This is a genomic window from Vannielia sp. SX4, from assembly GCF_052828525.1.
In genome coordinates this window covers 464,792-490,273 of record NZ_CM128247.1, presented here as the reverse complement: position 1 = coordinate 490,273, position 25,482 = coordinate 464,792, and the positions used below count along the sequence as shown (strand labels likewise).

Annotated in this window: 26 protein-coding genes; 9 read left to right on the top strand and 17 right to left on the bottom strand. The window is 64.7% G+C overall.

Going from position 1 to position 25,482, the window contains the following annotated elements; translation table 11 throughout:
* Window positions 1-69 precede the first annotated feature (69 nt).
* Complete coding sequence (ggt, locus tag ACUXVX_RS02470; RefSeq protein WP_446310227.1) at window positions 70-1,791, bottom strand: gamma-glutamyltransferase; 1,722 nt, start codon at window positions 1,789-1,791, stop codon at window positions 70-72.
* A gap of 265 nt (window positions 1,792-2,056) precedes the next feature.
* On the opposite strand from ggt, the gene ACUXVX_RS02465 reads away from it, so the two are divergent.
* The 5 genes from ACUXVX_RS02465 to ACUXVX_RS02445 all read left to right on the top strand — a co-directional run bounded on the left by ACUXVX_RS02465 (window position 2,057) and on the right by ACUXVX_RS02445 (window position 5,122).
* Window positions 2,057-2,710 carry a peroxiredoxin gene (locus ACUXVX_RS02465; RefSeq protein ID WP_446310226.1) on the top strand — a complete coding sequence of 218 codons (654 nt, stop codon included), beginning with the start codon at window positions 2,057-2,059 and terminating at the stop codon, window positions 2,708-2,710.
* Between the two features lie 132 nt (window positions 2,711-2,842).
* The gene (locus ACUXVX_RS02460; protein ID WP_446310225.1) at window positions 2,843-3,517 is read left to right on the top strand and encodes a peptidoglycan-binding domain-containing protein; all 675 of its coding nucleotides are present in this window, start codon (window positions 2,843-2,845) and stop codon (window positions 3,515-3,517) included.
* A 30-nt stretch (window positions 3,518-3,547) separates the two neighbouring features.
* A complete protein-coding gene (locus tag ACUXVX_RS02455; RefSeq protein WP_446310224.1) occupies window positions 3,548-4,060 on the top strand; it encodes a hypothetical protein in 513 nt (170 codons plus the stop codon).
* A gap of 112 nt (window positions 4,061-4,172) precedes the next feature.
* Complete coding sequence (locus ACUXVX_RS02450) at window positions 4,173-4,358, top strand: hypothetical protein (protein ID WP_446310223.1); 186 nt, start codon at window positions 4,173-4,175, stop codon at window positions 4,356-4,358.
* 98 nt (window positions 4,359-4,456) lie between these two features.
* Window positions 4,457-5,122 carry a metallophosphoesterase gene (locus ACUXVX_RS02445; RefSeq protein ID WP_446310222.1) on the top strand — a complete coding sequence of 222 codons (666 nt, stop codon included), beginning with the start codon at window positions 4,457-4,459 and terminating at the stop codon, window positions 5,120-5,122.
* A gap of 62 nt (window positions 5,123-5,184) precedes the next feature.
* Here ACUXVX_RS02445 and pnp read toward each other — a convergent pair whose 3' ends face one another.
* The 6 genes from pnp to ACUXVX_RS02415 all read right to left on the bottom strand — a co-directional run bounded on the left by pnp (window position 5,185) and on the right by ACUXVX_RS02415 (window position 11,720).
* Window positions 5,185-7,320: a polyribonucleotide nucleotidyltransferase gene (gene pnp / locus ACUXVX_RS02440; RefSeq protein ID WP_222471241.1), complete on the bottom strand. Its 2,136-nt coding sequence runs from the start codon at window positions 7,318-7,320 to the stop codon at window positions 5,185-5,187.
* Window positions 7,321-7,532: 212 nt separating this feature from the next.
* The gene (locus ACUXVX_RS02435) at window positions 7,533-8,660 is read right to left on the bottom strand and encodes a GAF domain-containing protein (protein WP_222471242.1); all 1,128 of its coding nucleotides are present in this window, start codon (window positions 8,658-8,660) and stop codon (window positions 7,533-7,535) included.
* A 187-nt stretch (window positions 8,661-8,847) separates the two neighbouring features.
* Entirely contained in the window at window positions 8,848-9,561 is a 714-nt protein-coding gene (locus tag ACUXVX_RS02430) for a sterol desaturase family protein (protein ID WP_446310221.1), read from the bottom strand.
* A gap of 165 nt (window positions 9,562-9,726) precedes the next feature.
* Window positions 9,727-9,996, bottom strand: coding sequence for a 30S ribosomal protein S15 (gene rpsO / locus ACUXVX_RS02425; protein WP_446310220.1), 270 nt, complete (start codon window positions 9,994-9,996; stop codon window positions 9,727-9,729).
* Window positions 9,997-10,144: 148 nt separating this feature from the next.
* Window positions 10,145-10,612: a DUF5665 domain-containing protein gene (locus tag ACUXVX_RS02420; RefSeq protein ID WP_446310219.1), complete on the bottom strand. Its 468-nt coding sequence runs from the start codon at window positions 10,610-10,612 to the stop codon at window positions 10,145-10,147.
* 73 nt (window positions 10,613-10,685) lie between these two features.
* A complete protein-coding gene (locus ACUXVX_RS02415; RefSeq protein ID WP_446310218.1) occupies window positions 10,686-11,720 on the bottom strand; it encodes a calcium-binding protein in 1,035 nt (344 codons plus the stop codon).
* Between the two features lie 88 nt (window positions 11,721-11,808).
* Between ACUXVX_RS02415 and ACUXVX_RS02410 the strand changes: the two genes are divergently transcribed.
* Window positions 11,809-12,891: a hypothetical protein gene (locus ACUXVX_RS02410; protein ID WP_446310217.1), complete on the top strand. Its 1,083-nt coding sequence runs from the start codon at window positions 11,809-11,811 to the stop codon at window positions 12,889-12,891.
* Here ACUXVX_RS02410 and ACUXVX_RS02405 read toward each other — a convergent pair.
* The 9 genes from ACUXVX_RS02405 to ACUXVX_RS02365 all read right to left on the bottom strand — a co-directional run bounded on the left by ACUXVX_RS02405 (window position 12,869) and on the right by ACUXVX_RS02365 (window position 23,088).
* Window positions 12,869-13,393 carry a DUF1643 domain-containing protein gene (locus ACUXVX_RS02405; protein ID WP_446310216.1) on the bottom strand — a complete coding sequence of 175 codons (525 nt, stop codon included), beginning with the start codon at window positions 13,391-13,393 and terminating at the stop codon, window positions 12,869-12,871. The genes ACUXVX_RS02410 and ACUXVX_RS02405 overlap by 23 nt on opposite strands.
* A 28-nt stretch (window positions 13,394-13,421) precedes the next feature.
* Complete coding sequence (gene truB / locus ACUXVX_RS02400; protein WP_446310215.1) at window positions 13,422-14,324, bottom strand: tRNA pseudouridine(55) synthase TruB; 903 nt, start codon at window positions 14,322-14,324, stop codon at window positions 13,422-13,424.
* An 84-nt stretch (window positions 14,325-14,408) separates the two neighbouring features.
* Entirely contained in the window at window positions 14,409-15,680 is a 1,272-nt protein-coding gene (locus tag ACUXVX_RS02395; protein ID WP_446311494.1) for a M16 family metallopeptidase, read from the bottom strand.
* A gap of 50 nt (window positions 15,681-15,730) precedes the next feature.
* A complete protein-coding gene (locus tag ACUXVX_RS02390) occupies window positions 15,731-17,158 on the bottom strand; it encodes a M16 family metallopeptidase (RefSeq protein ID WP_446310214.1) in 1,428 nt (475 codons plus the stop codon).
* Window positions 17,159-17,276: 118 nt separating this feature from the next.
* The gene (locus ACUXVX_RS02385) at window positions 17,277-17,813 is read right to left on the bottom strand and encodes a DUF3035 domain-containing protein (RefSeq protein WP_446310213.1); all 537 of its coding nucleotides are present in this window, start codon (window positions 17,811-17,813) and stop codon (window positions 17,277-17,279) included.
* Between the two features lie 43 nt (window positions 17,814-17,856).
* Window positions 17,857-18,348 carry a signal peptidase II gene (gene lspA / locus ACUXVX_RS02380; protein ID WP_446310212.1) on the bottom strand — a complete coding sequence of 164 codons (492 nt, stop codon included), beginning with the start codon at window positions 18,346-18,348 and terminating at the stop codon, window positions 17,857-17,859.
* Window positions 18,349-18,361: 13 nt separating this feature from the next.
* Window positions 18,362-19,951, bottom strand: coding sequence for a bifunctional phosphoribosylaminoimidazolecarboxamide formyltransferase/IMP cyclohydrolase (gene purH, locus ACUXVX_RS02375; RefSeq protein WP_446310211.1), 1,590 nt, complete (start codon window positions 19,949-19,951; stop codon window positions 18,362-18,364).
* A gap of 18 nt (window positions 19,952-19,969) precedes the next feature.
* Window positions 19,970-21,688 (bottom strand): heparinase II/III family protein, encoded by a 1,719-nt coding sequence (locus ACUXVX_RS02370; protein ID WP_446310210.1) that lies wholly within the window; start codon window positions 21,686-21,688, stop codon window positions 19,970-19,972.
* 176 nt (window positions 21,689-21,864) lie between these two features.
* Window positions 21,865-23,088, bottom strand: a complete 1,224-nt coding sequence (locus ACUXVX_RS02365; RefSeq protein WP_446310209.1) for an RsmB/NOP family class I SAM-dependent RNA methyltransferase — start codon at window positions 23,086-23,088, stop codon at window positions 21,865-21,867.
* A 70-nt stretch (window positions 23,089-23,158) separates the two neighbouring features.
* Here ACUXVX_RS02365 and ACUXVX_RS02360 point away from each other — a divergent pair, with 70 nt between their 5' ends.
* Window positions 23,159-23,332: a DUF1674 domain-containing protein gene (locus ACUXVX_RS02360; RefSeq protein WP_222471255.1), complete on the top strand. Its 174-nt coding sequence runs from the start codon at window positions 23,159-23,161 to the stop codon at window positions 23,330-23,332.
* A gap of 26 nt (window positions 23,333-23,358) precedes the next feature.
* On the opposite strand, the gene dapB is transcribed toward ACUXVX_RS02360, so the two are convergent.
* Window positions 23,359-24,177 carry a 4-hydroxy-tetrahydrodipicolinate reductase gene (dapB, locus tag ACUXVX_RS02355; RefSeq protein WP_446310208.1) on the bottom strand — a complete coding sequence of 273 codons (819 nt, stop codon included), beginning with the start codon at window positions 24,175-24,177 and terminating at the stop codon, window positions 23,359-23,361.
* Between the two features lie 100 nt (window positions 24,178-24,277).
* Here dapB and rbfA point away from each other — a divergent pair, with 100 nt between their 5' ends.
* Both rbfA and ACUXVX_RS02345 read left to right on the top strand, forming a co-directional pair.
* Window positions 24,278-24,691 (top strand): 30S ribosome-binding factor RbfA, encoded by a 414-nt coding sequence (gene rbfA, locus ACUXVX_RS02350; protein ID WP_222471257.1) that lies wholly within the window; start codon window positions 24,278-24,280, stop codon window positions 24,689-24,691.
* Window positions 24,678-25,424 carry a phosphodiester glycosidase family protein gene (locus tag ACUXVX_RS02345; protein ID WP_446310207.1) on the top strand — a complete coding sequence of 249 codons (747 nt, stop codon included), beginning with the start codon at window positions 24,678-24,680 and terminating at the stop codon, window positions 25,422-25,424. The genes rbfA and ACUXVX_RS02345 overlap by 14 nt, the downstream gene beginning before the upstream one ends.
* The last annotated feature ends 58 nt before the right edge of the window (window positions 25,425-25,482 follow it).

Here is a 25,482-nt window from a genome sequence, read left to right as displayed (position 1 = left end):
TTGAGTTGAGGTCAACATGATTGGATGCAAAGAGCAAGCCCGCCGGGGTGAACCGGCGGGCCTTTTGGATCAGTAGCCGACAGTCGCGGCATCCACCCGCCGCGGGTCGGACGCGCCGAAGAGCAGGCCGGCCTCCTTGTCGACCATGATCGACTGGGTAGAGCCCATCACCGACTGCTGGCGCAGCTTGTGGCCCTTCTGCTCGAGAATCGCGACCGTATCGGCACTGATGCCATCCTCGGTGCGGATCTCGTCGGGCAGCCACTGGTGGTGGATGCGGGGCGCGGTGCTGGCCTCTGCGATGTTCATCCCGTGGTCGATCACGTTCATGATGACCTGAAGCGTGGTGGTGATGATGCGCGAGCCGCCGGGCGAGCCGGTGACCATGAACACCTCGCCATCCTTCATCACCAGAGTCGGGCTCATCGAAGACAGCGGTCGCTTGCCGCCCTCCACCGCGTTGGCATCCCCACCGATCAGCCCATAGGCGTTGGGCACGCCGGGCTTGGCGGCGAAGTCGTCCATCTCGTTGTTCATCAGCACGCCGGTGCCATCGGCAACCATGCCGGAGCCGTAGGAGAAGTTGATGGTGTAGGTGTTGGAGACCGCGTTGCCATCCTTGTCGACGATTGAGAAATGGGTGGTCTCGTTGCTCTCGTAGGGCGCAAGGTTGCCGGGTTTGATGGTGCTGGAGGGCGTGGCCACGTTGCGGCTGATCTCTTCGCGGATCGCGGCGGCGTAGTCTTTGGAGGTGATCTCGGCGAGCGGCACATCGACGTAGTCGCTATCGCCCAGATACTCGGAGCGGTCGGCATAGGCGCGCTTCATTGCTTCGGCCATCAGGTGAATGGTCTCCGCCGAGTTATGCCCGAGCCAGCCGACCGGATACTCCTCGAGAATGTTCAGGATCTGCACGATATGCGCGCCGCCGGAAGACGGCGGAGGCATAGAGACGATCTCGTAGCCGCGATAGGTGCCGGTCACCGGCTCCCGCAGCACGGCCTTGTAGCCGGCCATGTCCTCGACGGTGATGCGCCCGCCGGCATCGGTGACGGCCTTGCTGATCGCCTCGGCCACTGTGCCTTTGTAGAATCCATCCGGGCCTTCATCGGCGATTTTCTGGAGCGTGGCGGCGAGGTCGGCCTGCACAAGCCGTTCACCCGGCTCGTAAAAGCCGCCGCCTTCCTTGTAAAAGATCGCCTCAGAGGAGGGGTGCGCCTTCAGCCGCTTTTCCAACCCCTTGAGGCTGTCGGCGAGGCCCGGGGTCACGTCGATCCCGTCGCGGGCCAGAGCGACGGCGGGGGCGACGACCTCGGCCATCGTCATTGTGCCGTATTGCTCCAGCGCCATCTGCATGCCAGCCACGGTGCCGGGCACGCCGGTGGCCAAGCCGGTGAAGCGGCTCAGGTTGCTGTCAGCGTTGCCCTCGGCGTCGAGGAACATGTCGCGATCTGCAGAGGCCGGGGCCATCTCGCGATAGTCGATGGCCTTGGTCTCGCCGCTCTCGGCATCATGCACGATCATGAAGCCGCCGCCGCCGAGGTTGCCTGCGCGGGGAAGGGTGACGGCGAGCGCAAAGGCCACGGCCACACCGGCATCCACTGCATTGCCGCCGGCCTGCAGAATGTCGAGCCCGACTTGCGCCGCCACGGCCTCTTGGGCAGAGACCATGCCGTTTTGCGCGTAGACCGGATGAATCCGGTCGTCGCCCGAAAAAATGGCCGCCTCCTGCGCGGCGAGCGGGCCAGCGGCCAACGATAGGGCCAGTGCCCCCACGATGACTGGTTTCATGTCTCTCTCCCTGTTGTTGTGAGCTCCGTCCTCGCAAACCTGTGATGTGAGGCGGCAGGGGCAACCACCTCGGCGAGATTTCGCTTATAGGTTGAATGCTTGCACGGAACCGCCGTGCCACGCGCCCGGCGCTGAGGAGACGCAGGTTCGCCCTGTCCATCCAGTGGCAAAACGCCCTCCTTCTCTGGGCAGCACGGGCCTTTCAATTTTGTCTGCCACGCGTATCTATTGCCGCAAGGAAACGCTGCCCGAAGGAGGATACCTCATGGCTCTGCGCATCAACGACACCGCCCCCGACCTGACCGTCACCACCGACCAGGGCGAGATCTCGCTGCACGACTGGATCGGCGACAGCTGGGCGATCATCTTTTCTCACCCGAAGGACTTTACCCCCGTTTGCACCACCGAGTTTGGTGCGGTGGCCCAGCTGGCCGACGAATGGGCCAAGCGGAACACCAAGGTGCTTGGCGTGTCGGTCGACGGCGTGGAAGATCACAAGAAATGGAAGGGCGATATCCAGAGTTTCTGCGGCGCCGAGCCGACATTTCCGATCGTGGCTGATGACGGTCTGGAGCTGGCCAAGGCCTTCGACATGCTGCCCGCCGATGCCTACCTGCCCGATGGCCGCACCCCGGCCGACAGCGCGACGGTGCGCTCGGTCTATATCATTGCGCCGAACAAGAAGGTGCAGCTGGTCATGACCTATCCGATGACCGTGGGCCGGAACTTTGCCGAGGTGCTGCGCGCGCTCGACGGGCTGCAGCGCACCTACGAGCAACCGCTGGCCACCCCCGCTAACTGGGAAACCGGACAGGACGTGATCGTGGCACTGGCGCTGGACGACACTGCGGCTGAAGCGAAATACGGCACGCTCGACAAGAAACTGCCCTACCTGCGCTTCGCCAAGAACCCGGGCTGAGCCGCGCCTGAGACCCTGCGGCAACATCCCGCAGATGTGAGAAAGCCTCGTTGGTGACAACGGGGCTTTTTTGCTAGGCTTTGCTGCGAAAGGTGCGTGGCCGCAGCGCTTGGCGCCGCGCAGATGGATTGAATGACGAACCCCTACCGGCGGATTTGCGCCGTGCTTGCCCTCGTGATCGGAGCGGGTCTGGCCGCTTCCGCGCCCCTGCTTGCTCAGGAGGCCGTTGGCGAGGCTGGGGCAGAGGCGGCGGTGTTGATCGATGACGCCGCGGAGGTGGATGTTTCCGAAGGGGTCAACACCGACGGTATCATCGGCGAAGACGTGCAGGTTACGCGCGCCGATGACGGCACCCCGATCGTGCGCGTGGCGATCCCGGCCACGGTGTTCATGCCAATCGAGGATGAGGAGCACGAAGACATGCTCTTTACCCTTCAGGAAGAGCTGAACCGTCTGGGCTGCGATGCCGGGCCGGTGGATGGCGACTGGGGCCGCCGCTCGGAGCAGGCGATGGACCGGCTGCGCGATGCGGTGCCCGACATCTCGGAAATGGAGCTTTCGATCACCCTTGCTGGCCTGATGCAGATGATGCCCGAAGGCACCTGCCCGCTGGTTTGCTCAGTTCGCGAGGTGAAGGTCGACAATCGCTGTGAGCTGAAGACCTGCCCCTCCGGGCAATACCTGGACACGCGCGGCTCCTGTCAGGTCCGGCAGGCCAAGGCCTCCAAACCCAAGCGGAGCAGCAGCGGGGGTGGCGGCTCGGCGCGCAAATGTGCAACTTATAATGGCCGGACCTACTGCAATTGAGCGCAAGGCGGCCCTGCGGGAGGTGATGAGATGAAACTTCTGACGTGGTCCCTCGCCCTGATGTTGGCCGCGACCCTGCCGGCAACAACCGCCAAGGCAGAGTTGAAGCTGCGGATGAGCTTTACCGAAAAACAGGTACGCACCCGTGGCCTCGGCCGGTCGAACGACACTTGCCGCACAGTCTATGACATCAACCAGTTCGGCGGGCTGCTGGCGATTGAAACGGTAAAATCCAACTGCAAGACCTTTGAGATTGGTGCTAAGCGTGGGGCGGATGGCTCGGCCTCGGCGCTGGTCTTCGAAGGCCCCTCCAGCCGACAGCGCAAGTCGTGCAGCTATTCGGCCAAGAGCCGCACCGAAGCCTGCAACGACGGCAGCAAGGTGCGCCTGCCCCCCGGCATCTCGGTGAACTACAAGGCCACCGTCGACACGCGCAGCCGCTACCAGCTCAGCCGAAGCGGGCTGACCGCCACCGTCAACGCCAACCGTGTGCTGACAACCGCTGAAGGGAGCAAACAGGTGACCGAGGCGGGCTTTCGGTGAACGCTACAAGGCCACCGTCGACACGCGCAGCCGCTACCAGCTCAGCCGAAGCGGGCTGACCGCCACCGTCAACGCCAACCGTGTGCTGACAACCGCTGAAGGGAGCAAACAGGTGACCGAGGCGGGCTTTCGGATGAAAGTGGCGCTGCAGGGAAACAAGTGCCAGTTGACCGAACTTGTCTCCTCTTCGACCACGCAGGTGACGGAGGCCGGAAGAGGCCGGGCCCTGAAGGGGGCCACGCAGCGGGAGAGCCGCAAACTGGTGAAGGCCGAGAGCTGCCAGGTCATCAGCCGCTGAAGATGAAATGGCTGTCATGGCTCCCGTTCGGCTGGTCGCGCTCGGCCCCGGCAGCGCCCATCTTTCGTGGCTGGCCCCCTCAGCCTGACGCCGCCTTTGTGGCCATAGGAGACATCCACGGCCGGGACGACCTGCTTGAGCGGATGCTGGACCGGCTGGAGCATGAGGTGCCGGGTCTGCCACTTATCTTTGTTGGGGATTACGTCGATCGGGGCGAGGGCTCGGCCGAGGTGTTGAGACGCTTAAAGGCACTCTACGAGGACGGTCGCGCCGTTTGCCTGCGCGGCAACCACGAGGACATGATGCTGGATTTTGCTCGCGGGAAGTATCCGCGCTGGCTGGCCTACGGCGGTTTGCAGACCCTCGCGAGTTTTGGCCATGGCGCGGGTGTGTCCGAGGCGGGTGGGCCGGAGCTTGAGGCCGCGCAGGCGGGGCTGGCTGAGGCTCTGGAGGCGGAGGGCATGCATGAGTGGCTGATGGACCTGCCGCGCTATTGGCAGAGCGGTAATGTGGCCGTTACCCACGCGGGCGCTGACCCATCGCGGCCTATCGCCGCCCAGCGACATTCGCTCACGCACGGCCACCCCGGGTTTTTCTCGACGCCGCGCCCGGATGGCATCTGGGTGATCCACGGCCATTACATTCGGGATGAGCCCGAGGTCGTCCCCGGCCGCATTGCCATCGACACCGGGGCCTATGCCACCGGGCGGTTAACAGCCGTGATTATGGCACCGGGAGAGGCGCCGCGCTTCATCGAAGCCTGAGACCAAAGTAAAAGGCCCGAGGTTTCCCCCGGGCCTTTCGGTGTTCGTCAGGTCGAGTGGCCTCAGTCGGCCTTCTCTTCCTTCTTGATCTCTTCGCCGGTCTCCTGGTCGACGACCTTCATCGACAGGCGCACCTTGCCGCGATCGTCGAAGCCCAGCAGCTTGACCTTGACCTCTTGGCCTTCCGACAGCTGGTCGGAGGGATGGTTGAGGCGCTGGTTGGCGATCTGGCTGACGTGAACGAGGCCGTCGCGCTTGCCGAAGAAGTTCACGAAGGCACCGAAATCGACGATCTTCACGACCTTGCCGTTGTAGATCTTGCCTTCTTCCGGCTCGGCGACGATCGAGTGGATCATCTCACGGGCCTTCTCGATGCACTCGGCATTCGGCGATGCGATCTTGATGACACCATCGTCGTTGATGTCGACCTTGGCACCCGAAACCTCGACGATCTCGCGGATCACCTTGCCGCCCGAGCCGATCACTTCACGGATCTTGTCGGTGGGCACGTTCATGGTTTCGATGCGCGGGGCGTGGGCCGAGAACTCGGTGCGCCCGGCGGTCAGAGCCTTGCTCATCTCGCCGAGGATGTGCATCCGGCCTTCCTTGGCCTGAGCCAGGGCGGCTTTCATGATTTCGGGCGTGATGCCCGCAACCTTGATGTCCATCTGGAGCGAGGTGATGCCCTCTTCGGTGCCGGCCACCTTGAAGTCCATGTCGCCGAGGTGATCCTCGTCGCCAAGGATGTCGGTCAGGATGGCGTAGGAGCCGTCATCTTCCAGCACCAGACCCATGGCCACACCGGCCACCGGAGCCTTCAGCGGCACACCGGCGTCCATCATCGAGAGCGAACCGCCGCAGACGGAAGCCATCGAGGAAGAGCCGTTGGACTCGGTGATCTCAGAGACCACGCGGATGGTGTAGGGGAAGTCGGTCGGTGCGGGCAGCACGGCCTGAAGCGCGCGCCAGGCGAGCTTGCCGTGGCCGATTTCACGACGACCCGGAGGGCCGAAACGGCCAACCTCGCCCACCGAGTAGGGGGGGAAGTTGTAGTGCAACAGGAAGTTGCTGCGGTAGTTGGCGTGCAGTGCGTCGATGATCTGCTCATCGTCACCGGTGCCGAGGGTCGTGACCACAAGGCCCTGGGTCTCACCGCGGGTGAAGAGCGCGGAACCGTGGGTCCGGGGCAGGATGCCCACTTCGGAGGTGATGGCGCGCACATCGGTGGTCGAGCGACCGTCGATCCGCTTGCCGTTTTTCACCACGTCGCCGCGCAGGATGGAGGACTCGAGCTTCTTCAGCGCGGAACCGAGGTTCTTGTCTTCCTTCTGCTCGTCGGTCAGGGCGCCGAGGATCTTTTCCTTGGCGGCGGACACGGCGGCAGTGCGCTCTTGCTTGTCGAGGATCGCATAGGCGGCGCGCATGTCGGTCTCGCCAGCGGCCTTCACGGCTTCATAGAGCTCGGAGTAATCCGGCGGCTGGTAGTCGAAGGGCTCTTTGGCAGCTTCTTCAGCCAGCGAAATGATCAGGTCGATGACCGGCTGGATCTGCTCGTGGGCGAAGGTCACGGCGCCGAGCATCTCGTCTTCCGATAGCTCGTAGGCTTCGGACTCGACCATCATCACCGCGTCCTTGGTGCCAGCGACAACGAGGTCGAGGCGCTGGTCGGGGTTCAGGCGCAGCTGGTCCATGTCCTGCACTTCGGGATTCAGCACGTATTCGCCATCTTCGAAGCCGACGCGGGCGGCAGCGATCGGGCCCATGAACGGGGCGCCGGAGATGGTGAGCGCAGCCGAAGCGGCGATCATGGCCACGATGTCCGGGTCGTTGACCAGATCGTGCGAGAGCACGGTGCAGATCACCAGAACTTCGTTCTTGAAGCCCGGCACGAAGAGCGGGCGGATCGGACGGTCGATCAGGCGCGAGGTGAGCGTCTCTTTTTCGGTCGGGCGGCCTTCACGCTTGAAGAAGCCACCGGGCACTTTACCGGCGGCATAGTATTTTTCGTTGTAGTGAACGGTAAGGGGGAAGAAGTCCTGCCCTTCTTTCTGGGTCTTGGCGAAGGTCACGTTGGCCATGACCGAGGTTTCGCCCAGGGTCGCGATGACGGAGCCATCGGCCTGACGGGCCACACGCCCGGTTTCGAGGGTGAGGGTCTCTTCGCCCCACTCCATGGATTTCTTGGTAATTTTGAACATGTTCGTTTCCTGTAGGGGAGCGCTCCCGGGCGTATCCCGGGTCTCCCGTTTGAGTGGCGGCCCCATTGCCGCCGGCCCCTGATACCTATTCCATCGAGCGCCGGGGCCTTGGCGCAACGTCTCAGATGCGCGGGCCATACATGAAAGTTGTGGCGATGGGAAGCTTTGTGAACGGACCGGGCCGGCTCGGGCGGTCCGCTCGCGGGCGGCGGTTACTCCGCCAGCCTGTCGCGTGGCAGGGTGATCTGGCGGATCATACCCTCTGGTCGCAAATCGGTTTCGAGCGTGCCATCCAGTTGGCCTTCAATCGCGAGCGACACAAGGCGAGAACCGAAGCCCGCGGGCTGACCGGCCTCTTGGGTGGCGCGGCCGGTCTCTTCCCAGCGGATCTTGAGGTCGTTGCCCTCAACGCCCCAAGTCACCGCAAGCCGCCCCTGCGCTGCCGCGAGCGCTCCGTATTTGGCTGCATTGGTGGCCAGCTCATGCAGGGCCAGCGAGAGCGAGGTGCTGGCGCGCGGGCCAAGCACAACATTGGGGCCGTCGATCCCTGTCAAATGCTCGTCGCCGTATGGGGTGAGCAGGGTAACGAGAAGGTCATGCAGGGAGATCCTGTCGCCCACCGGCTGCCCGGCCTGAATGGCTGGGGCCAGAAGGTTGTGGGCATTGGCCAGCGCGTGGAGGCGCGCGGCGAGGGCGGAGGACTCCTCGCCATTCGCGTGGCTCAGGCGCACCATTCCGGACACCACGGTGAAGAGGTTCTTCACCCGGTGATTCAGCTCTTGCACCAGCAACTGGCGCTCGGAGAGAGCCTGATGCAGGCGAATCTCGCTTTCGACGATCCCGGCAATGTCTTCGAGCGCCTTCATCTGCCCTTCGGACCATTCATGTGCTTCGGAATCGATGGCGCAGAAAGAGCCGAGGACTTCGCCCCCCGGCCCGTGAACCGGCACGCCGAGATAGGCGATGACGCCGAGATCGCCCACTGCGCCATTGCCCGCCAGAAGCGGATGGGTGCGCGCATCGACCACTGCGAGGGAGGTGCGGGATGACACCACGTATTGGCAGAAAGAGTGGCTCAGCGGCGTTTCACGCTGCTCCACACCGGCTTCTTCGAGGCCGGATTGCGCTTTGAAGAATTGGCGGCGGTTGTCGACGAGCGAAAGCAACCCCACAGGCGCGCCCGTGATCTGCCGGGCCAGTCGCACCGCGCGGTCATAGACCTCTTCCGGCACGCTATCCATGAGCCCGGTCTTGGCAAGGTCGGCCAGCCGCTCGCGGCGGCCCAGCTCGTCTTCGTGCCCTTCAGGTTCGGTGGTCGGAAATTCCGGCACTCCCGTCATTCTGCCCGGCCTCCCTCTGCGCGGCGGTTCGGGCCAAGGGGTTAGCAGGCTCGGCGGGCCGGTGAAATAAAATTTGAGGTTAATGCCAAAGGTTTGTGCGGGTTTATGTAGATCCGTGCCATTGGGAAGCGATGCGGTGTGTCATTTGCCAAGTGATCGCAACCTCAGGCTGCGATCCGACTGGCACTCAAGCGATGTGGCGCGGGGATTTGGATATGCCGTAGGCTTTGCGGGCGGTGACGAGGCGAAGATCTTCCGGGTCCATCCCGATGCTCATCATGGTACGCCGGTCGTAGCGCTCCCGCGCTTTTGCCGGGCTGTGTGCGGTGCCGAAGAGCCGATCAATCCAGCCCATCCCGGCGGTTACGTGAAAGGTGGCATGGTGGTCCTGATAGTGGTGCGCCATGTGTTCGCGGGTCACCCACCGCCCGAACCTTCCTTTTGGCACTTTCAGATGCGCCAGCGTGTGGCAGTACTCGTAAAAGGCGAAGGCGGAAGCGGAGCCGACGAAGAGCGCGACCCATGCCACCTTTACCGCCAGCCAGAAACCCAGCAACGGCCAGAGCACCAGCATGTGTGCGGCGAAGGAGCCGGCGGCAAAGCGGAGCGGGAACCAGTGATCGTCACCGGTGAAGAACTCTTCATCCTGCGGAAATTCATGGTGCCCGATGTGGCTGCGGTACAGCCTGTTGAAAGGGCTCTGCGCCGTCGGCGGCTTGCGGTGGTAAATGAAACGGTGGATCAGGTACTCGTTGAACCACTGGATCACCACGCCATAGGCAATGGCCGCCAGCATCCAGAGATGAAAGTCGAAGACGATCAGCCCCAAGCCCACCAGCCAGAACGGAAACAGCCGGTGCAGCCCGCCCATGTGAACGATGACGCGTAGCGCTGGGATCATGGTTCTCCTCCTGCGCTCAGGATGGGTGCGGCAGGGCGCACCGGTCAAGCGGCAGGGCGTGGCGACGTTGCGTTGCGCGGGAGTTGGCGGGACAGGGCAACCTTGTGACGAACGAAAAAGGGGCAGCCGTGAGGCCACCCCTTCGCTTGTCCCTGGCGGTCCGTCTTAGCGGCGGATGCCGAGCTTGCCGATGAGGTCCCTGTAACGGGCCTCGTCTTTGTTCTTGAGGTAGTCCAGCAGCTTGCGGCGCTGGGCCACGAGCTTCAGAAGGCCACGGCGGCCGTGGTTGTCCTTCTTGTGGGTTTTGAAGTGCTCGGTGAGCGTGCTGATCCGCGAGGAGAGGATGGCCACCTGAACTTCGGGCGAACCGGTGTCGCCGTCCTTGGTGCCGTATTCCTTGATGACGCGGGCCTTGTCTTCAGCAGTGATCGACATCGGGGTCTCCTTTGGTTTGGTGTTGCGGGCGCAAGCCGGGATGTCGTCCAGCAGGGTCCATGGAGTGTGCCGCCCGGGCGATCCCGGTCGACAGAGGGGGCGTATAGGCCAAGCCCGCCCGGATGGGAAGGTGATTCGTCCGCGCCGGTCAGTCGGCGTTGGCCGGGGGCATCTCGCCCGGTTCGACCTGCGGCGGATCTTCTGGCTGGGTTCCGGCGCCATCGGGGGCTGGCAGTTGCTCTTCCACCCGCTGCTCGGCTTCGGCTTCGGATTTCTCCTGATCCAGTTCCACACCCAGCTCTGCGGCCCATTCGGCGAGGATCGGGATGAAATCGACCTGGCTCAGCAGGTAGGCGAGGATCGAAACCAGAACGGTCGCGCCCACAACAGAGCCGAGACCGAAGGCCATGCCGCGCAGCAATTGAAAGGCGATCAGGCGCCAGAACTGCGCATAGACCCGCAGGAACTTGTGATCGTTCAGCTTGGCCACTTCCTCGCGCAGCGCCACGATTTCGCGTTGGAGGTCAGAGCGCGTGGCATCATGCGCGGCGTCCGCCTCGGCGGCGCTTTGGGTGGCCACGGGATCGGAGGAGAGGTGCGGGTCGGGGTCGCTCATGCGCCGACCCTAGCCGAATTCACCGGATTGAAAACCCGTCAGGAAGTGGCAGGTCGGGCGCAGTTGGCGACGCTCAAACGGTTGCACCTGCCGACATGGGCACGAGCTGAATATCGGCCGCGGTCAATGAGCTGCCGCCGTGCACCAGCCCGATCAACTCGCCGTCGGCAAAGACTTCGATGAGGTCACTGTCGATCTCGCCGAGCGTGATCTCTGGCGCCTCGCTGCTTGCTGTGTCGTCCCAGAGCAGGGCGAGACCATCTACATCGGCGTTGAAATCCATGATCTCCGCCACGGTCTCCTCCACGAGGTCCGGGCCGAGGGTGAACATGTCAGTGCCCTCCCCGCCGGTGGCAGCGTCACCGTCGCCGAGAACCAGTACATCATCGCCTTCGCCGCCGTTCAACCAGTCGACGCCAAGGTCATCCGAGCCGATCAGGATGTCATTACCAGCGCCGCCCTGAAGGTTGTCGTTCCCTTCGCCGCCAATGAGCAGATCATTACCAAGGCCGCCTTCGAGCTGGTCATTACCCGATTGGCCTGCGAGCACGTCGGCGCCGTCGCCGCCTGTCAGGCTGTCGGCGCCGTCACCGCCGAGTAGGGTATCATCGCCAGATCCGCCCCAGAGCGTGTCATCCCCGCTGCCGCCGTCGAGCAGGTCGTCATCATCTTCGCCAAAGAGGCTGTCGGACCCTTCTCCACCTGCGAGGTTGTCATCACCTTCGGCGCCGAGGGCCACATCATCACCCTCATAACCGCTGATCTCATCGGCTCCTGCATTGCCCTGCAAGATGTCGTCGCCAGCGCCGCCCTGGATGCTGTCGGCTGCATCGCTCCCGATCTGCGTGACGCCTGCGTCTGGATCTGTCGGCTCAAGAGGGGCGGGGTGGTCATTGGCGGGATCGTCCTCGGTGGGTTCGAGCGCTTCGACGCCATCGGGTGCCTCGTCATCGAGCAGGGAGGTGCCGATGGTGCCCGCACCGCCGGAGCTATCTTCCACGGTGTCGAGGTCGACAGCATCCTCCTCGACCTCCTCGCCGCCTCCGGCGATCCCCACAACAGCCGAGCCGACAAGCACGGCACCCATCAATCCGAACAGCAAGAACATGCCGGTGACCCCTCAACAGCGTTAGCGGTTGCACCCCAGGCCGCTCCCGTGACCGTGTCGTGCAACGCAGAAATCGGGATAGCGTGGCATGGTGGATGAAACCCTTATGCCGCCGAAAAAGGTGCCTAGATTATGCAACAAGTTTTCGGCGTTTCTGGCGGCGGGGCTGGAAAGCGAGGGGTGTTCGGTGGATGATCCGCGCATGCGTCCCGATTGGCTCGTTCCCCTGTTAATCTTCCTTCTGGCCATGGTGCTGATTGCACTTTGGTTCCGCCTTCGGTCGCGACGCCACGCGGAGCTGGCAGGGAGCGGGGCAGTGGCTGAAGGCACTGCTGAGCCGGAGGTGCAAGAGCCGAGCGCGGATGCCGTTCCGAGGCTCACGGCAAGCGAGGAATTCAGGGAATTTCCGCCGGAGATTCAGGCCGTTCGGGAGGAGCTGAACCGCATCCGGCTCGAAGAAGCCGAGAGCGAAAAGGCCATGCTGCGGATGGACGAAGCACAGGCCGCCGCGCGCGCAGCGATTGCGGAGGCGCAGGTTGATGCGGATGAAGCTGAGGCGGATGCTGACGAAGAGGCGCCGTTGGCCGAGGTTGTGGAGGCTGAGGAAGACGCACCTGTAGATGCGATTGAGTCCGAAACTGAAGAGGACGAGAACCCCGAGGTGGAAGAGGCCTTAGTGCAGGTCGAGGGACCGGGAGAAACGGCTGAGGCCGAGAGTCCTGCTAAAGCGGAAGTGGAAGAGCCTGCGGCGGAGGATGAGGCGATTGAGGTCGAAGCCGTAGCCGAAGAGACTTCGCCGCCTGCAGACGGCGAGGGCGAAGCGCAGGACACACCCTCCAACGGAGCCGAAGACCTTTACGATTCGGAGGGTAGGCTGATCTTGCCGATGGGTATGGGGGACATCATCGTGCCCACCGAGGCGCCCCGCCGGTTGAAGCTCGCAGTCGATCGGCAATGGCCGATTGCCGTGGTGCAGGGGTTCGACCCGGAGACCGAGCGGCTGGTCATTTTCTATGACGGGCCGGATGCCACCGACATCGTAATGCTGCCCACCATCAACGAGACTTGGCAGATCAACCTCGGCGGTCGGCCGGTGGTGCAGGTGGAGTGTGAAGAAGGCGCTGAAGCCCTCGGCAGTGCGGTGCGGATCAGACTGCGCCCGCCGGAGTGACCCAAAGCTGGGGCTGCTCGGTATAGGCGATGTAGAGCGGATGCTTGGGCTGACCGTGCTTGGTCAGCCCGAGGTGATAGAGCGGCCAGCCGCCCTGCCGCAGGAGCGCCTCCACCGCATGCCCTCGATCCAGATGCGCGCCGTGACTGCCCCAAGCGCAGATGATCCTGTCGGCCCAACCGCAGCTATCGAGAATGGCGGCATCGTTCTCCGGGCCAACCGGCTCGAGCGCGGCGCGCATGTTCTTGGGGTCAGTGTCGCGCCACGCGAAGATATTGGTGACGCGGAAGCTGCCAAAGCCCAACGTGCGGGCGCGGCGCTCGCAGCGCTCGACGGTGGGGTCGTTCTGCACCTCGGTCGCGGTCGATGGATTTAGCATGATGAAAAGCGCCTTCTCACCCGCCGGGTCCCACGTGCGCGTCAGAAGATAGCGGTAACGCTCGCAGTCGGAATAAACGGCCGTGGAGGGCGCGTCGCCCTTGGTGTGGGTACGGGTGATCATGCCAGCCACTCCTTGGCGCTCTTGGGGCTCACCGGTTCAGCACACGGCTGGGGTGAAACTCGCCGCCAAGGTACCGGCCGAGAGCAATGGCCTGCCCCATGTGGGCGGCCCAGCAATCCTCGCCAAATTCGGCATCGGAGGCGACCACTGGGGCCGGGTTGCCGTTGGCGATGCGGGTGGCGGCAGCCTCGTTCACGGTGACGCGCGGCAAGTCGCCCAGGCCCTGTTCCAGCGGCACCAGCAAGCCGTCGATCTCGGGCTTGCGAGCCAGTTCCTCGACCTGCTCCAGCGTGACAGCCTTCTCAAGATCGAACGGACCGGACCATTCGCGCCGCAGGGTTACGACATGGCCAAGACAGCCCAGCGCCTTACCCAGATCTCGCGCAATGGAGCGCACGTAGCCGCCTTTACCGCAGACCATCCGAAGCTCGGCTGTGTCGGCATCGGGGCGCGACACAAGCTCTAGGCTCTCCACCCAGAGGGGCCGGGCCTCAACCTCAAAGTCCTCGCCGTCACGGGCAAGGGCATAGGCCCGTTCGCCATCGATCTTCACGGCCGAATACTTGGGCGGCACCTGCATGATATCGCCAGTGAAGCTTGGGAGCGCCGTTCGGATCTCATCATCGGAGGGCCGCACCTCGGCGGTCTCGATCACCTCGCCCTCGGCATCGTCGGTGTTGGTCGCCGCGCCCAGCCGAACGGTGAAGCTGTAACACTTTTCGGCATCCATCACGTAGGGCACGCATTTGGTCGCCTCGCCGAAGGCGATGGCCAGCAGGCCGGTGGCCGCCGGGTCCAGCGTGCCAGCGTGCCCAGCCTTCTTGGCCTCAAAGGCCCAGCGCAGTTTGTTCACGCAGGCAGTGCTCGTCGGCCCGGCGGGCTTGTCGAGAATGATCCAGCCGGAAATGTCGCGTCCCTTGCGGCGGGCCATGGAGCCTCCATCGGTGGTGAGAGGCGCGGGGTAGCGCGAGCAGGGCGGGGCGTCAACGGGCGGAGGCGTGCGCCTCGACCCGCGTCAGTTGCCAGCTGTCTCCTCCAGCCCCTCCGGGGCACCCACCACGACGAAGTGCAACGCGTCGGGGTCGATCAGCCGCTTGGCGACGCGTTTCACATCTTCCGCCGTCACCGCCTCGACGAAGCTGTTGCGGTTGGTGATGTAATCCTTGCCCAGCCCTTCGATCTGGAGGCCAACGAGGATGTTGGCGATCCGGCCGTTGCCATCGAAGCGGAGGGGGTAGGCTCCGGTCAGGTACTTCTTGGCGCGTTCCAGTTCTTCGGCGCTCACGCCCTCTTCGGCGAGCTTGGCCCATTCGTCGCGCACCACTTCGATCACCTGCGCGACGCGTCCGTTGGCCGAAGCCACGCCGCCGCCGATGATCTCGCCGTAGTCCATCGGCGCGAGATAGGCATAGATGCCATAGGTCAGCCCGCGCTTCTCGCGGACCTCTTCCATCAGACGCGAATTGAAACCGCTACCGCCGAGGATTTCCATCATCACGAAGGCGGGGAAGAAATCGGGGTCATCGCGCTTGATCCCCTGCTGGCCGAAACTCACCACTGACTGCGGGGTATCGAAAGGCACGACGGTGAGGCCGCCTTGCAGGCTGTAGTCCATGTGTTCAGCCTGTTCGGCGCCGGTCTCGGGGAGGCCGGAAAAGAGCTTGTCGAGCAGGGCGGCGAGGCGCTCGGCGTCGATATCTCCGACAGCGCCGACATAGAGCCTGTCACGGGCCATCACCCGCGCTTTAGCATCAAGCATGTCCTCCCGTGTCAGGGCCGCTACACTCTCGGCTGTGCCGTTCAGATCGGTGCCGTAGGGATGGTTGCCCCAGGCCAGCCGGTCGAAGGTGTCGCCGGCGATCTTGTCGGGGTCGTTGCCGTTGGATCGGATGATCGATTGCACCTGCGCGCGCACCCGGTCGAGGGCATCCTGATCAAAGCGAGGGTCTTCCATCGCGAGGCGCAGCAGTTCGGCGGCCTCATCCATGTTCTCGGTGAGGAACTTGGCGCTAATGGAGAGCGCGTCGTTGTGGACATCGAAGTCGAAGGAGGCGGCAAGGCTGTCACGGGCGGCGGCCCATGCGCGGGCGTCCATGTCGCCTGCGCCTTCTTCGAGGATTGCAGTCATCAGGTTGATTGACCCACGCTTGCCGGGCGCATCGAGTGACGCGCCGCCCTTGAAGCGAATCTCCAGCGCGACGAATGGGATGGAGGGCTCGTTGACCAACCATGCCTCTACACCGCCGGGGGAGGTGACCTCTTCGATGTCGACCTCGGCCGAGGCCATGAATGGTAGAGCGGCGAGGGCAAGCCCGCAGGCGATACGCTTGAGAAAGGTCACTGCGAAATCTCCTCGGCTTCGATCTCAGTCTCGGATTCGACGTCAGGCGCGGCGGCGCTGGCAGGCTCCGGCTCGGGCGCAGAGGCGGGATCGGGCGTGCGCATAGCGTAGCCAGTCACGGAGGTCCGCATATCGAGCACCTCGCGCGCCGCGGCGATCACGTCTTCTGGTGTGACGGCCTGAAGGACCTGCGGCCAGGCTTGGATATCCTCCACCGTGAGGCCGGAGGTCAGCCCCTCGCCATAGCGACGCGCCAGCCGCTGCAGATTGTCCTTCGCGTAGATCTCAGAGGCGCGGACCTGCATCTTGATCCGCTCGAAGGCCTCCATGTCGACGCCCTCTTCTATGAAGGCCTCAATCACCCGGTCGATATCGGCCTCGGCCTCTTCCAGCGAGCGGCCGGGCACGGGCACGACGTAGAAGCCGAATTGGCCGTCGTCGAGGCTCTCGCCCGAGTAGAAGGCGGCGGAGTAGACGGCGAGGCTTTCATCGAACTGGAGCATCCGACCCATCAGCGAAGAGGTGGGAGAGCCGCCGAGAAGCTCGGCGAGGATGGTCAGCGCGGCGGCCTTTTGCTGTGCTCCGGCGTCCCGCTCCGGCGCAAGGTAGGTGCGCACCACATAGGGCTGGGAGATGCGCGGATCGGAGAACTTGAGTTGGCGCGCTGCTCTTTGCGGCGGTTCCTGTGGGCGGGCGCGCGTCTTGATCTCTGGGTTGGCGGGCAGCGGGCCAAAGTGGGTTTCGGCCAATTCTTTCACCTGTTCCGGAGTCACATCGCCAGCCACCACGAGGATCGCGTTGTTGGGCGAATAGTGAAGCTTGTAGAAATCCAGCGCGTCCTGCCGGGTCAGCCCCTCCATCTCGTGCTTCCAGCCAATGATCGGGATGCCGTAGGGGTGGTTCATCCACTGGGCGGCACGGCGATCTTCGCCGAAGAGGGCGGAGGGGTCGTTCTCGACCCGCTGGTTGCGCTCTTCAAGGATCACCTGAAGCTCGGTGGCGACATCCTCCTCGGTGATGAGGAGGTCCACCATCCGGTCGGCCTCCATCTGCATCATCAGCTCCAGCCGGTCGGCGGCGACACGCTGAAAGTAGCCAGTGTAATCCCACGAAGTGAAGGCGTTGTCGGTGCCGCCGTTGTCCTCGACCACCTTGGAGAACTCGCCGGGCGCGAGATCGTCGGTGCCTTGGAACAGCAGATGCTCGAGAAAATGCGCGATGCCGCTCTTGCCGGGCGGCTCATCGGCGGCGCCGGTGCGATACCAGACCATGTTCACCACCACAGGCGCGCGGTGATCCTCGATCACGACAACGTCCATCCCGTTTTCAAGCGAAAAGGCGGTGACTTCTTCAGCAGTGGCGGGCAGGGCAGTGAAGGCGAAGAGCGCCATAAGGGCGGCTCCGGCGCGGCGGATGGGGGGCATCAGCGCTCCTCTCGTGTAATGCGAGAGCTACCCTAGGCATGGGGCCAATATGCGCAAGTAGGGCAACGGGGTTGTGAAGCCCGGTGTATCATGCATTGGCTCGAAGCTTAGTTAACGGCTACTGAAACTCGCCGCTGGGCGGGGCGGAGGGCGTGGCCGCTCCGGCGCGACGGAAGCGAGCCAGCTCGGCTTCCTGATCCAGCGATTGCGGGCGATAGGCCTTGTAGTAGACGTTCACGTTGAACAGCCGTTCCAGCAGGCGCCCGTCATTCTTTCTGCGATACTCGTAGTCTTCCTTGGCGAGAATGGTGCGGATATCGCGGCCTAGGCCAAAGCGAGTGACGTGGCCGATCAGCCCCGGTTCACCGCGGATCTCGCCAGTGCGGTTGAGACGGTCGGGGCTGCCGCCAAGCGCCGCGACGGCATCCTTGAACGGCGTCGCATCGGCGCGGTTGCTGCCGCCCGGCGTGGGCGGAGGCAGATCGCGGTAGTTCTCGGGTTGCTGAATCGGCTTGTTGGGAAGGATGGCAAACTCGTCGGGCGTATCCTGCCCGCGCTGCGTGTTCATCAGGTCCGGCGTGCGGCTACAGGCGGTCACTCCCACGCAGAGCGCCAGCAAAAGCGCAGCGCGCCCGGCTGCCTCAACCCGTTTCATTGCCCCTGACACCACTCGGCTTCCCTCAGTTCTTTTGCCCGTTCTAGCGTGTTTCACCGCCCTCGTCAGCCGCCTTTTTCTCGCCGGTCCAGAGGATCAGGCCAAAGGCCCCGGCAAAGATGAACACATCGGCGAGATTGAAGAGGTAAGGGTTGGAGATGCCGCAGCAGGACATGTTGAGAAAGTCCAGCACGCCGGGAAAGAGCACGCGGTCGAGCGCATTGGCCAGCGCCCCGCCGATCACCATGCCCGCAGAGGCGAAGGCGCGACGGGTGGTGAAGCTGCGCGCCGCCCAGACGGCCAGTGCGGTGCAGAGCACCAGCGCAATCACGATAAGGATCACCCGCTGCGCGCCCGAACCGCCCCCGAAAAGGCCGAAGTTGATGCCTTCGTTGATGCCGGGGCGGAACACCAGAAGCGGGTCGATCACATCGATCCGCTGGCGCTCCCAAAGGTTCAGCCACTGGAAGACGAACCACTTGCTGGCCTGATCGATCACAAAGGCGATGACCGCGAAGAGGGTGAGGGTGCGCATAAGGGCCGCCTGATCAGTGTCGGAAGTGCCGCATGCCGGTGAAGACCATGGCGATACCGGCCTCATCGGCGGCAGCGATCACCTCGTCATCCCGCATCGAGCCGCCGGGCTGGATCACGGCGGTTGCACCTGCCTCGACCGCGGCCATGAGGCCATCGGCAAACGGGAAGAAGGCATCGGAGGCTACAACGGAGCCCTTGGTCAGCGGCTCGGACAGGCCCAGCGCCTCCGCCATGTCGAGGCTCTTGCGGGCGGCGATGCGCGAGCTGTCGACACGGCTCATCTGGCCTGCGCCCACGCCAACGGTCGCACCATCCTTCACGTAGATGATCGCGTTGGATTTGACGTGCTTGCCGACGGTCCAGGCGAAGAGCAAGTCATCCAATTGAGCATCGGTCGGCTGCACATTGGTGACCACTTTCAACTCATCCTTGCTGATATGGCCTACGTCCTTGTCTTGCACCAGCATGCCGCCAGAGACCTGACGATAGGTCAGGATCGGCTGGCGCGGGTCGGCCAGCGCGCCGGTTGTGAGCAGGCGCAGGTTCTTTTTGGCGGCGAAGACTTCCTTGGCCTCGTCATCGGCCTCGGGGGCGATGACGACCTCGGTGAAGATCTCGCTGATGGCCCGCGCGGTTGCGCCATCAAGCTTGTCGTTCAGCGCGATGATGCCGCCAAAGGCGGAGGTGCGGTCGCAGTCGAAAGCGCGGCGATAGGCCTCTTCGAGCGTTGCGCCGCGGGCCACGCCGCAGGGGTTGGCGTGCTTGATGATCGCGCAGGCCGGGCCGCCCTCGGGGGCGAATTCGGAGACCAGCTCGAAGGCGGCATCGGTATCGTTGATGTTGTTGTAGCTTAGCGCCTTGCCCTGATGCTGCTGGGCAGTGGCCACGCCGGCCCGGCCGGTGCCATCGGTGTAGAAGGCCGCTTGCTGATGCGGGTTTTCGCCGTAGCGCATGGTGGCTGCGAGCGTGCCGGCAAAGGCACGGCGGCGCGGGGTGGGCTGGCCGATGGCGTCCGCCATCCAGGTGCTGACCGCGGCGTCATAGGCGGCGGTGCGGGCATAGGCGGTTTGCGCCAGTTGCTGGCGGAAGGCGAGGGTGGTGTGGCCATCGTTGTCGTCTAGTTCAGCGACAAGCGCGGCATAATCCGCCACGTCCGTCACCACGTTCACGAAGGCATGGTTTTTGGCGGCGGCGCGGATCATCGCTGGGCCACCGATATCGATGTTTTCTATGCAGGTGTCGTAGTCGGCACCTTTGGCCACGGTAGCCTCGAAGGGATAGAGGTTCACCACGAGCAGGTCGATCGGGCCGATGCCGTGCTCGGTCATCGCGGCAACGTGCTCGTCATTGTCGCGCAGAGCCAGAAGGCCGCCATGCACGACCGGGTGAAGGGTTTTGACCCGGCCATCCATCATCTCGGGGAAGCCGGTGACATCGGCCACGTCCTTCACCGCGATGCCAGCCTCTCTCAGCATGCCTGCGCTGCCGCCTGTGGAGAGGATCTCGATCTCTCGCTGCGCCAGCAACTCGGCCAGCTCGACCAGCCCCTCCTTGTCGGAAACGGAAATCAGCGCACGGCGGATGGGTTGCAGGTTGGTCATCGGCATCGGTCCCCTCGGTCAGCCCTGCTCCGCGTCCTCTTCATCGTCGTCATCGCGGAGCGTGTCACGAATGGCGAGCGGGGTATCCTGTGCTTTCGCCAAGGTCCAGCCGATCTCGTGGCCATAATCGAGGACTTTCGCAGAAAGGACGATCTGACGCGATGCGCGGGGCTTGATCCGGCCCTGTTCGAGATAGACCGAAGGCTCAAGCGACAGCTCCGCCTTGCCGGAATAGCGGAAAACCCAAATCTCGCCGGACTTCAGCGCCAGCGAAACCGCGAGGCCGCCCATGTCGACGGTCGCATCGACATCGGGGTGCAGATGGAAGTGGGCGGTGAAGCTGACGCCTTGCAACTGCATTCGGGTCATCGCCGCGTCAAAGGCTTTGCGGGCGTCTTCGGTGAAGGCGCGGAGCGTGTCGGTGCCGGTGAGGAGGCGGCCGGAGGGGTCAAGATCCAGCCGCCGCATATGGGTGAGGCCGTGGGTGGAGGCGTAGCCATCGTGACCGGCCAGAAGATGGGCGCCTGAAGAGTCGCCTGTGCGCTCCACCTTCACCTGCCGGGGCGTGTCTTCAAGAAACTCGCCACGCTGGCCTGCCGCCGGGGCAAGCCGGGACGAGGAGTAGCGTTCTACCGCCAGCGTGGCGTGAGAGGCCGTGGCGCGGCCTGCCCGCCGCCAGCCCTCGCCAAAGCTTGCGCCCGAGCCGCAGGAGACAATCAGCGGGCGGCGGCCCGAGGTCAGCTCGAAGGCGAGGGTGGAGGCATGGGCGCGGGCAGAGGCCGGGCCGCGAGGCGGGCGGGCGGCGTCGACGATCACCGTTGTGCGACCTGCGGCCAGCCGGGCGTATCCCATCGAGAGCCCCTCACCCGGCCCCTCGCGCACGCCGGAGGCTGCGAGTGCCGCGTCCAGCCGACCCTCAAGCCCGCGCCCGCCGCCATGAAACCGCGCCAGCCCGCCATCGGAATGGCGCAGGGCACGCAGGGTGGGGGTGATCCGGGCGATGGCGGCAGTGAGAGGGCGCGGCACCGAGTGGTCCGCATCCACAAGCGCATGCACCGCCCATGTGAGAAGCGTCAGCACCTCCATCAGCTCTTCGGGGTTGCGCGTGGGGATGCCGCCCTGCGCATCCACCTGCCGGTCGCATTCGCGGGAGAGGGCCTTCAGCGCCGGGTCCACGTGACCCTCCATCCCCTGCAGCGCCAAGCCCGCATAAATGAGGCCGGTCAGAGCCTCGAACCGGGGCAAGCCGGGGGCCGCGGAGCGCCAGCGGCGGGACAGGAACCGGGTTTGCCCGGCGAGTGCCCTGAAATAGGCTTCGGACTGGTCCGAGCTTCGGCCATTCAACAGAAAGATCGCGTGGTTGATCCAGCGGATCAGGCGGCGGCCGGTCAGATCGGGGGTCCACCCCGGGCCGCGGCCGCGCCCGAAGCGTTCGATCCACACCCATGTCCACTCTTGTGCCCTCTTTCGCGCCCGCAGGTCGCCCACGGCGGCGAGATCGTCGAGCCATGTGAACCCCATCAGCGCCTCGGTGAACTCGGGTGCGGGGGCAGGCAGATCCCAGATCGGGCGCTCGTCTCCCTGCGCCTCAACGAGGTAGCCGGCGAATAGGTAGGTGCCCGCCACCAGTTGCCGCCCCTTTGCAAAGCTGCCGATGGTGCGCGGTTCAGGGTGGCTGGTGAAGGCGGTCGCCGGGCGCGACCACGTGGCCAGCCGCGCCTGAAGCCGATTGGCCATGCGCGCCCATTTCGCGGACGGATGCTTTGCGAGGATGCCTGCCATTGCGCTCTCGGGGTGCCCGTTGCGGGCCTGTTGTTGGTTGCGGCGGAGGATAAGGCCACGGGCGGCGGGTGTCACCTGCTGATCCGAACGCGCGGGGGATTCGGCGGATTGGGTGCCGACGCGATCTCCCGTCAGGGCTTGCGCAGCACCGCCATGTAAAACCCATCCATCCCGCCACGGTCAGGCCAGAAATCAGGCCGCAGGCGAAGCCCGTTGCCCGCGCGCCAGCTTTCCTCGATCCAGTCTGCCTCTGGGCGAATGAGCTCATGGCCCTCGACCTGCTTTTCACCCTCCTCGGGGAGCAGCGAGCACACGCAGTAGACAAGCCGCCCACCGGGCTTGAGCCAGCCCATCGCCCGCTCCAGCATCTGCGCCTGAAGCGCGAACAGCTCTTTCAGCCCCTTGCCGTCTTTCACATGCGGCAGGTCGGGATGTCGGCGGATGGTGCCGGTAGCCGAGCAGGGGGCATCGAGCAGGATCGCGTCGAAGGCCTCTTCGGGCATCCAAGTCAGCGCGTCGGCGGCGACCAGCTTGGCGGTCAGGCCGGTGCGGGCAAGGTTCTCTTCCACCCGCTTCAGCCGCCGCTCGGATAGGTCTAGCGCCGTTACGTCAGCCCCGGCGGCGGCGAGCTGCAGGGTTTTGCCGCCGGGCGCGGCGCAGAGGTCCAGCACGCGTTTGCCGGGCTGGGGGGCGAGCAGTTTCGCGGGAATCGCGGCGGCCGCATCCTGCACCCAGAATGCGCCTTCTTCGAAGCCAGGCAGGGCCGAAACCTGCGCTGGCCCCTGAATGCGCACCGAGCCGCCGGGCAGGAGCGTGCCGCCCACGGCCTCGGCCAACGCTGCCGGGTCGCCCTTGGCACTCAGGTCCAGCGGGGCGCCGGCACCGTGGGCCGCCTCGATCTGTGCCACGACCGCATTTCCGTACGCGGCCCCGAGTCGCCCGCGCAGCCAGTTGGCCATGCGCGTCGGAGGCGCGGCATCAAAGGCGGCCTGCCCCTCCTCGGCCACACGGCGCAGCACTGCGTTGGCCATGCCGGTTGCCCGTGGTGAGACCTGACGGGTCAGGCTCACCGCCTCGCTCACCACGCCATGTGCGGCCTCGCCCAGCGCCAGAAGTTCCACCGTGGCCAGCCGCAGCACATCGCGCACCGGGGCGGGCGGGGCCTTTTTGATGTAGGGCTTCAAGGCCGCATCTGCCGGGCCGAGATTGCGGAGCGTGGCGTTGGCCAGCCGCTGGGCACGGGCCATCACCTCGGGCGGCGCCTGCGTGGCGGCCACGAGGTCTGACATCATGATCCGCTGCGCCAGCACGCCCTTGATGAATGAAAGCGCCAGCTCACGTGCCGCATCGGCCATTGGCCTTCCCCTTTTCCGGTTGCGCCTCGCGGGCTATATCACGGGTCGAGCCCTGACAAGGAGCGCCGAGATGACCGACCGAACGGACCTGCCCCCAGAAGCCCAACGCGCCCTGGCCGAAGCCGAGGCGCGGCGGAAGGCTGCGAAGGCGGAAGAGCTGCCCAAGGAGTTGGGCGGCCGCGATGGCCCCGAGCCGGTGCGCTACGGTGATTGGGAAAAGAAGGGCTTGGCGATCGACTTTTGAGTGGTGGGTTGGCAACCTCCGCCCCGTCACGCCTCGCCGAGACCCAACACATCCAGCATCGAGTAATGCCCCGGCTTGCGCCCCTGCCCCCAGAGCGCGGCTTTCAGCGCTCCCTTGGCAAAGAGGCTCCGGTCGGTCGCACTGTGCGAGAGCGTCAAGCGCTCGCCCGGCCCGGCGAAGAGCACATCATGCTCGCCGATGATGTCACCGCCGCGAATGGCGGAGAACCCGATCTGCCCGCGTTTGCGCGCGCCGATGATGCCATCCCGCGCGGCCGCATACACGTCTTTCAGCCCATGGCCGCGCCCCTCGGCGGCGGCTTCGCCCAACATCAGAGCGGTGCCGGAGGGGGCATCCACCTTATGCCGGTGATGGCTCTCCACCACCTCGATGTCGAAATCCTCGTCCAATGCCGCCGCGACCTTCTTCACCAGCACCGTCAGCAGGTTCACCCCGAGAGACATGTTGCCGGCTCGCACTACAACCGCATGGCGCGCGGCGAGGTCTATCTTGGCGATGTCATCGTCGGTCAAACCAGTGGTGCCGATCACATGGACCGCTCGCGCTTGCGCGGCCAGACCGGCCATTTCGACGGTGGCGGCAGGGGCGGTGAAATCGATCACCGCCTGCGCCTTGGCCATCGCCTCCAGCGAGTCCGCCGTGACCGTAACGCCCAGCGCCGCGCCACCCATAGCCTCGCCGACATCTTGGCCCACCCACTCGTGGCCCTCGCGCTCCAGCGCACCCGCGAGCCGCATCACCGGGCTCTCCTGCACCGATTGCACCAGCATCCGCCCCATCCGGCCGGAGGCTCCCATCACCACGATCCCGGGCACGTCCATCATCGCTCATCGTCCTTCTCACGTTCGGCTCCGTTTAGCTGACGCCGCGCCACGGCGCAAAGCCCTGCTTGCGTGACGGCGGTGCGCGTCCTATGTCCGGCCCATGGCGAAGAACAAGTTTCATGACGGTCCCGGCCCCTCGCAGCGACAGCTCCGCGTGGGCGAAACCATCCGGCGCGCGCTGGCCCAGGTGCTTCAGCGCGGGGATGTGCATGACGATGAACTGGCCCGCATGTCGATCACCGTTTCCGAGGTGCGCTGCTCGCCCGACCTGAAAGTTGCCACCGCCTACGTGATGCCTCTTGGAGGCTTTCACGCCGAGGAGGGGCTGGATGCGCTCCGTCGCAACCGCTCCGAACTGCGCCGCGCGGTGAACAAGTCTCTCGCGTTGAAGTTCTCGCCCGAGTTGCGCTTCAAACTCGACGAAACCTTCGACCGGATGGATGACACCCGCCGCATGTTCTCGGAAGAGCGTGTTCGCCGCGATGTCGAGGCCGAGGACGATGGCGAGGATTAACCGCCTCCTCGCTCCGCTGCTGGCACTGCTCACCGCTGCGCCGCTCACTGCGGCGCCTGCCTGCCGCGATATCGCCCACGAAGGCCGCGCCTACACGCTTTGTACATTGGATGCGGCGGTCGATGACATTCGGCTCTTCCACAGCAACGGTGGCAAGGTGATCGGCAGTTTCGCCCGTCTCGAAGATATGCTGGCCGCTGAAGGGCTCGAGCTGACCTTCGCAATGAATGCGGGAATGTATCACGACGACCGCAGCCCTGTGGGCCTTTACCTCGAAGAGGGTCGCCAGACTGCGCCGCTGGTCACCAACCCCGGGCCGGGCAACTTTGGCCTCGTGCCCAATGGAGTGTTCTGCCTGATGGATCGGTCGGCGGCGGTGGTGGAGACGCTGACTTATGATGCAAACCCACCTGCCTGTCGTTACGCCTCGCAGTCAGGCCCGATGCTGGTGCTGGACGGGGCGCTGCACCCGCGCTTTTTGCGAGACAGCACTTCTCGGCATTTCCGCAATGGCGTGGGAGTGGAAGCCGATGGCCGCACGATCCACTTTGTCATTTCTGACGAGCCGGTGACGTTTTGGGAGTTTGGCACGCTCTTCCGGGACGGGCTCGGCACACCGAACGCCCTCTATTTCGATGGCTCCGTGTCGCGACTCTTTGCACCTGAGGTCGGACGGCATGACACGGGCTTTCCGCTTGGTCCGCTGGTTGGGGCGGTGAAGCCGAAGGGCTGAAACGCAAGACGCGGCAAGGCGTGCAGGACGTGCGAACAAGCCTTTTCCCGTCGAGATT

Bases quoted from the DNA above. Each gene is read 5' to 3' on its own strand.
- ACUXVX_RS02465 (WP_446310226.1), top strand. From the start codon at position 2,057: ATGGCTCTGCGCATCAACGACACCGCCCCCGACCTGACCGTCACCACC.
- truB (WP_446310215.1), bottom strand. From the start codon at position 14,324: ATGGCCCGCCGCAAGGGACGCGACATTTCCGGCTGGATCATTCTCGAC.
- ACUXVX_RS02390 (WP_446310214.1), bottom strand. From the start codon at position 17,158: ATGCCCCCCATCCGCCGCGCCGGAGCCGCCCTTATGGCGCTCTTCGCC.
- dapB (WP_446310208.1), bottom strand. From the start codon at position 24,177: ATGATGGACGTGCCCGGGATCGTGGTGATGGGAGCCTCCGGCCGGATG.
- ACUXVX_RS02395 (WP_446311494.1), bottom strand. From the start codon at position 15,680: ATGGCCTCGGCCGAGGTCGACATCGAAGAGGTCACCTCCCCCGGCGGT.
- lspA (WP_446310212.1), bottom strand. From the start codon at position 18,348: ATGCGCACCCTCACCCTCTTCGCGGTCATCGCCTTTGTGATCGATCAG.
- ACUXVX_RS02430 (WP_446310221.1), bottom strand. From the start codon at position 9,561: ATGATCCCAGCGCTACGCGTCATCGTTCACATGGGCGGGCTGCACCGG.
- ACUXVX_RS02360 (WP_222471255.1), top strand. From the start codon at position 23,159: ATGACCGACCGAACGGACCTGCCCCCAGAAGCCCAACGCGCCCTGGCC.
- ACUXVX_RS02435 (WP_222471242.1), bottom strand. From the start codon at position 8,660: ATGACGGGAGTGCCGGAATTTCCGACCACCGAACCTGAAGGGCACGAA.
- ACUXVX_RS02370 (WP_446310210.1), bottom strand. From the start codon at position 21,688: ATGGCCAATCGGCTTCAGGCGCGGCTGGCCACGTGGTCGCGCCCGGCG.
- pnp (WP_222471241.1), bottom strand. From the start codon at position 7,320: ATGTTCAAAATTACCAAGAAATCCATGGAGTGGGGCGAAGAGACCCTC.
- ACUXVX_RS02455 (WP_446310224.1), top strand. From the start codon at position 3,548: ATGAAACTTCTGACGTGGTCCCTCGCCCTGATGTTGGCCGCGACCCTG.
- ACUXVX_RS02415 (WP_446310218.1), bottom strand. From the start codon at position 11,720: ATGTTCTTGCTGTTCGGATTGATGGGTGCCGTGCTTGTCGGCTCGGCT.
- ggt (WP_446310227.1), bottom strand. From the start codon at position 1,791: ATGAAACCAGTCATCGTGGGGGCACTGGCCCTATCGTTGGCCGCTGGC.
- ACUXVX_RS02385 (WP_446310213.1), bottom strand. From the start codon at position 17,813: ATGAAACGGGTTGAGGCAGCCGGGCGCGCTGCGCTTTTGCTGGCGCTC.
- rbfA (WP_222471257.1), top strand. From the start codon at position 24,278: ATGGCGAAGAACAAGTTTCATGACGGTCCCGGCCCCTCGCAGCGACAG.
- ACUXVX_RS02365 (WP_446310209.1), bottom strand. From the start codon at position 23,088: ATGGCCGATGCGGCACGTGAGCTGGCGCTTTCATTCATCAAGGGCGTG.
- ACUXVX_RS02460 (WP_446310225.1), top strand. From the start codon at position 2,843: ATGACGAACCCCTACCGGCGGATTTGCGCCGTGCTTGCCCTCGTGATC.
- ACUXVX_RS02420 (WP_446310219.1), bottom strand. From the start codon at position 10,612: ATGAGCGACCCCGACCCGCACCTCTCCTCCGATCCCGTGGCCACCCAA.
- ACUXVX_RS02410 (WP_446310217.1), top strand. From the start codon at position 11,809: ATGGTGGATGAAACCCTTATGCCGCCGAAAAAGGTGCCTAGATTATGC.
- ACUXVX_RS02405 (WP_446310216.1), bottom strand. From the start codon at position 13,393: ATGATCACCCGTACCCACACCAAGGGCGACGCGCCCTCCACGGCCGTT.
- purH (WP_446310211.1), bottom strand. From the start codon at position 19,951: ATGACCAACCTGCAACCCATCCGCCGTGCGCTGATTTCCGTTTCCGAC.
- ACUXVX_RS02345 (WP_446310207.1), top strand. From the start codon at position 24,678: ATGGCGAGGATTAACCGCCTCCTCGCTCCGCTGCTGGCACTGCTCACC.
- rpsO (WP_446310220.1), bottom strand. From the start codon at position 9,996: ATGTCGATCACTGCTGAAGACAAGGCCCGCGTCATCAAGGAATACGGC.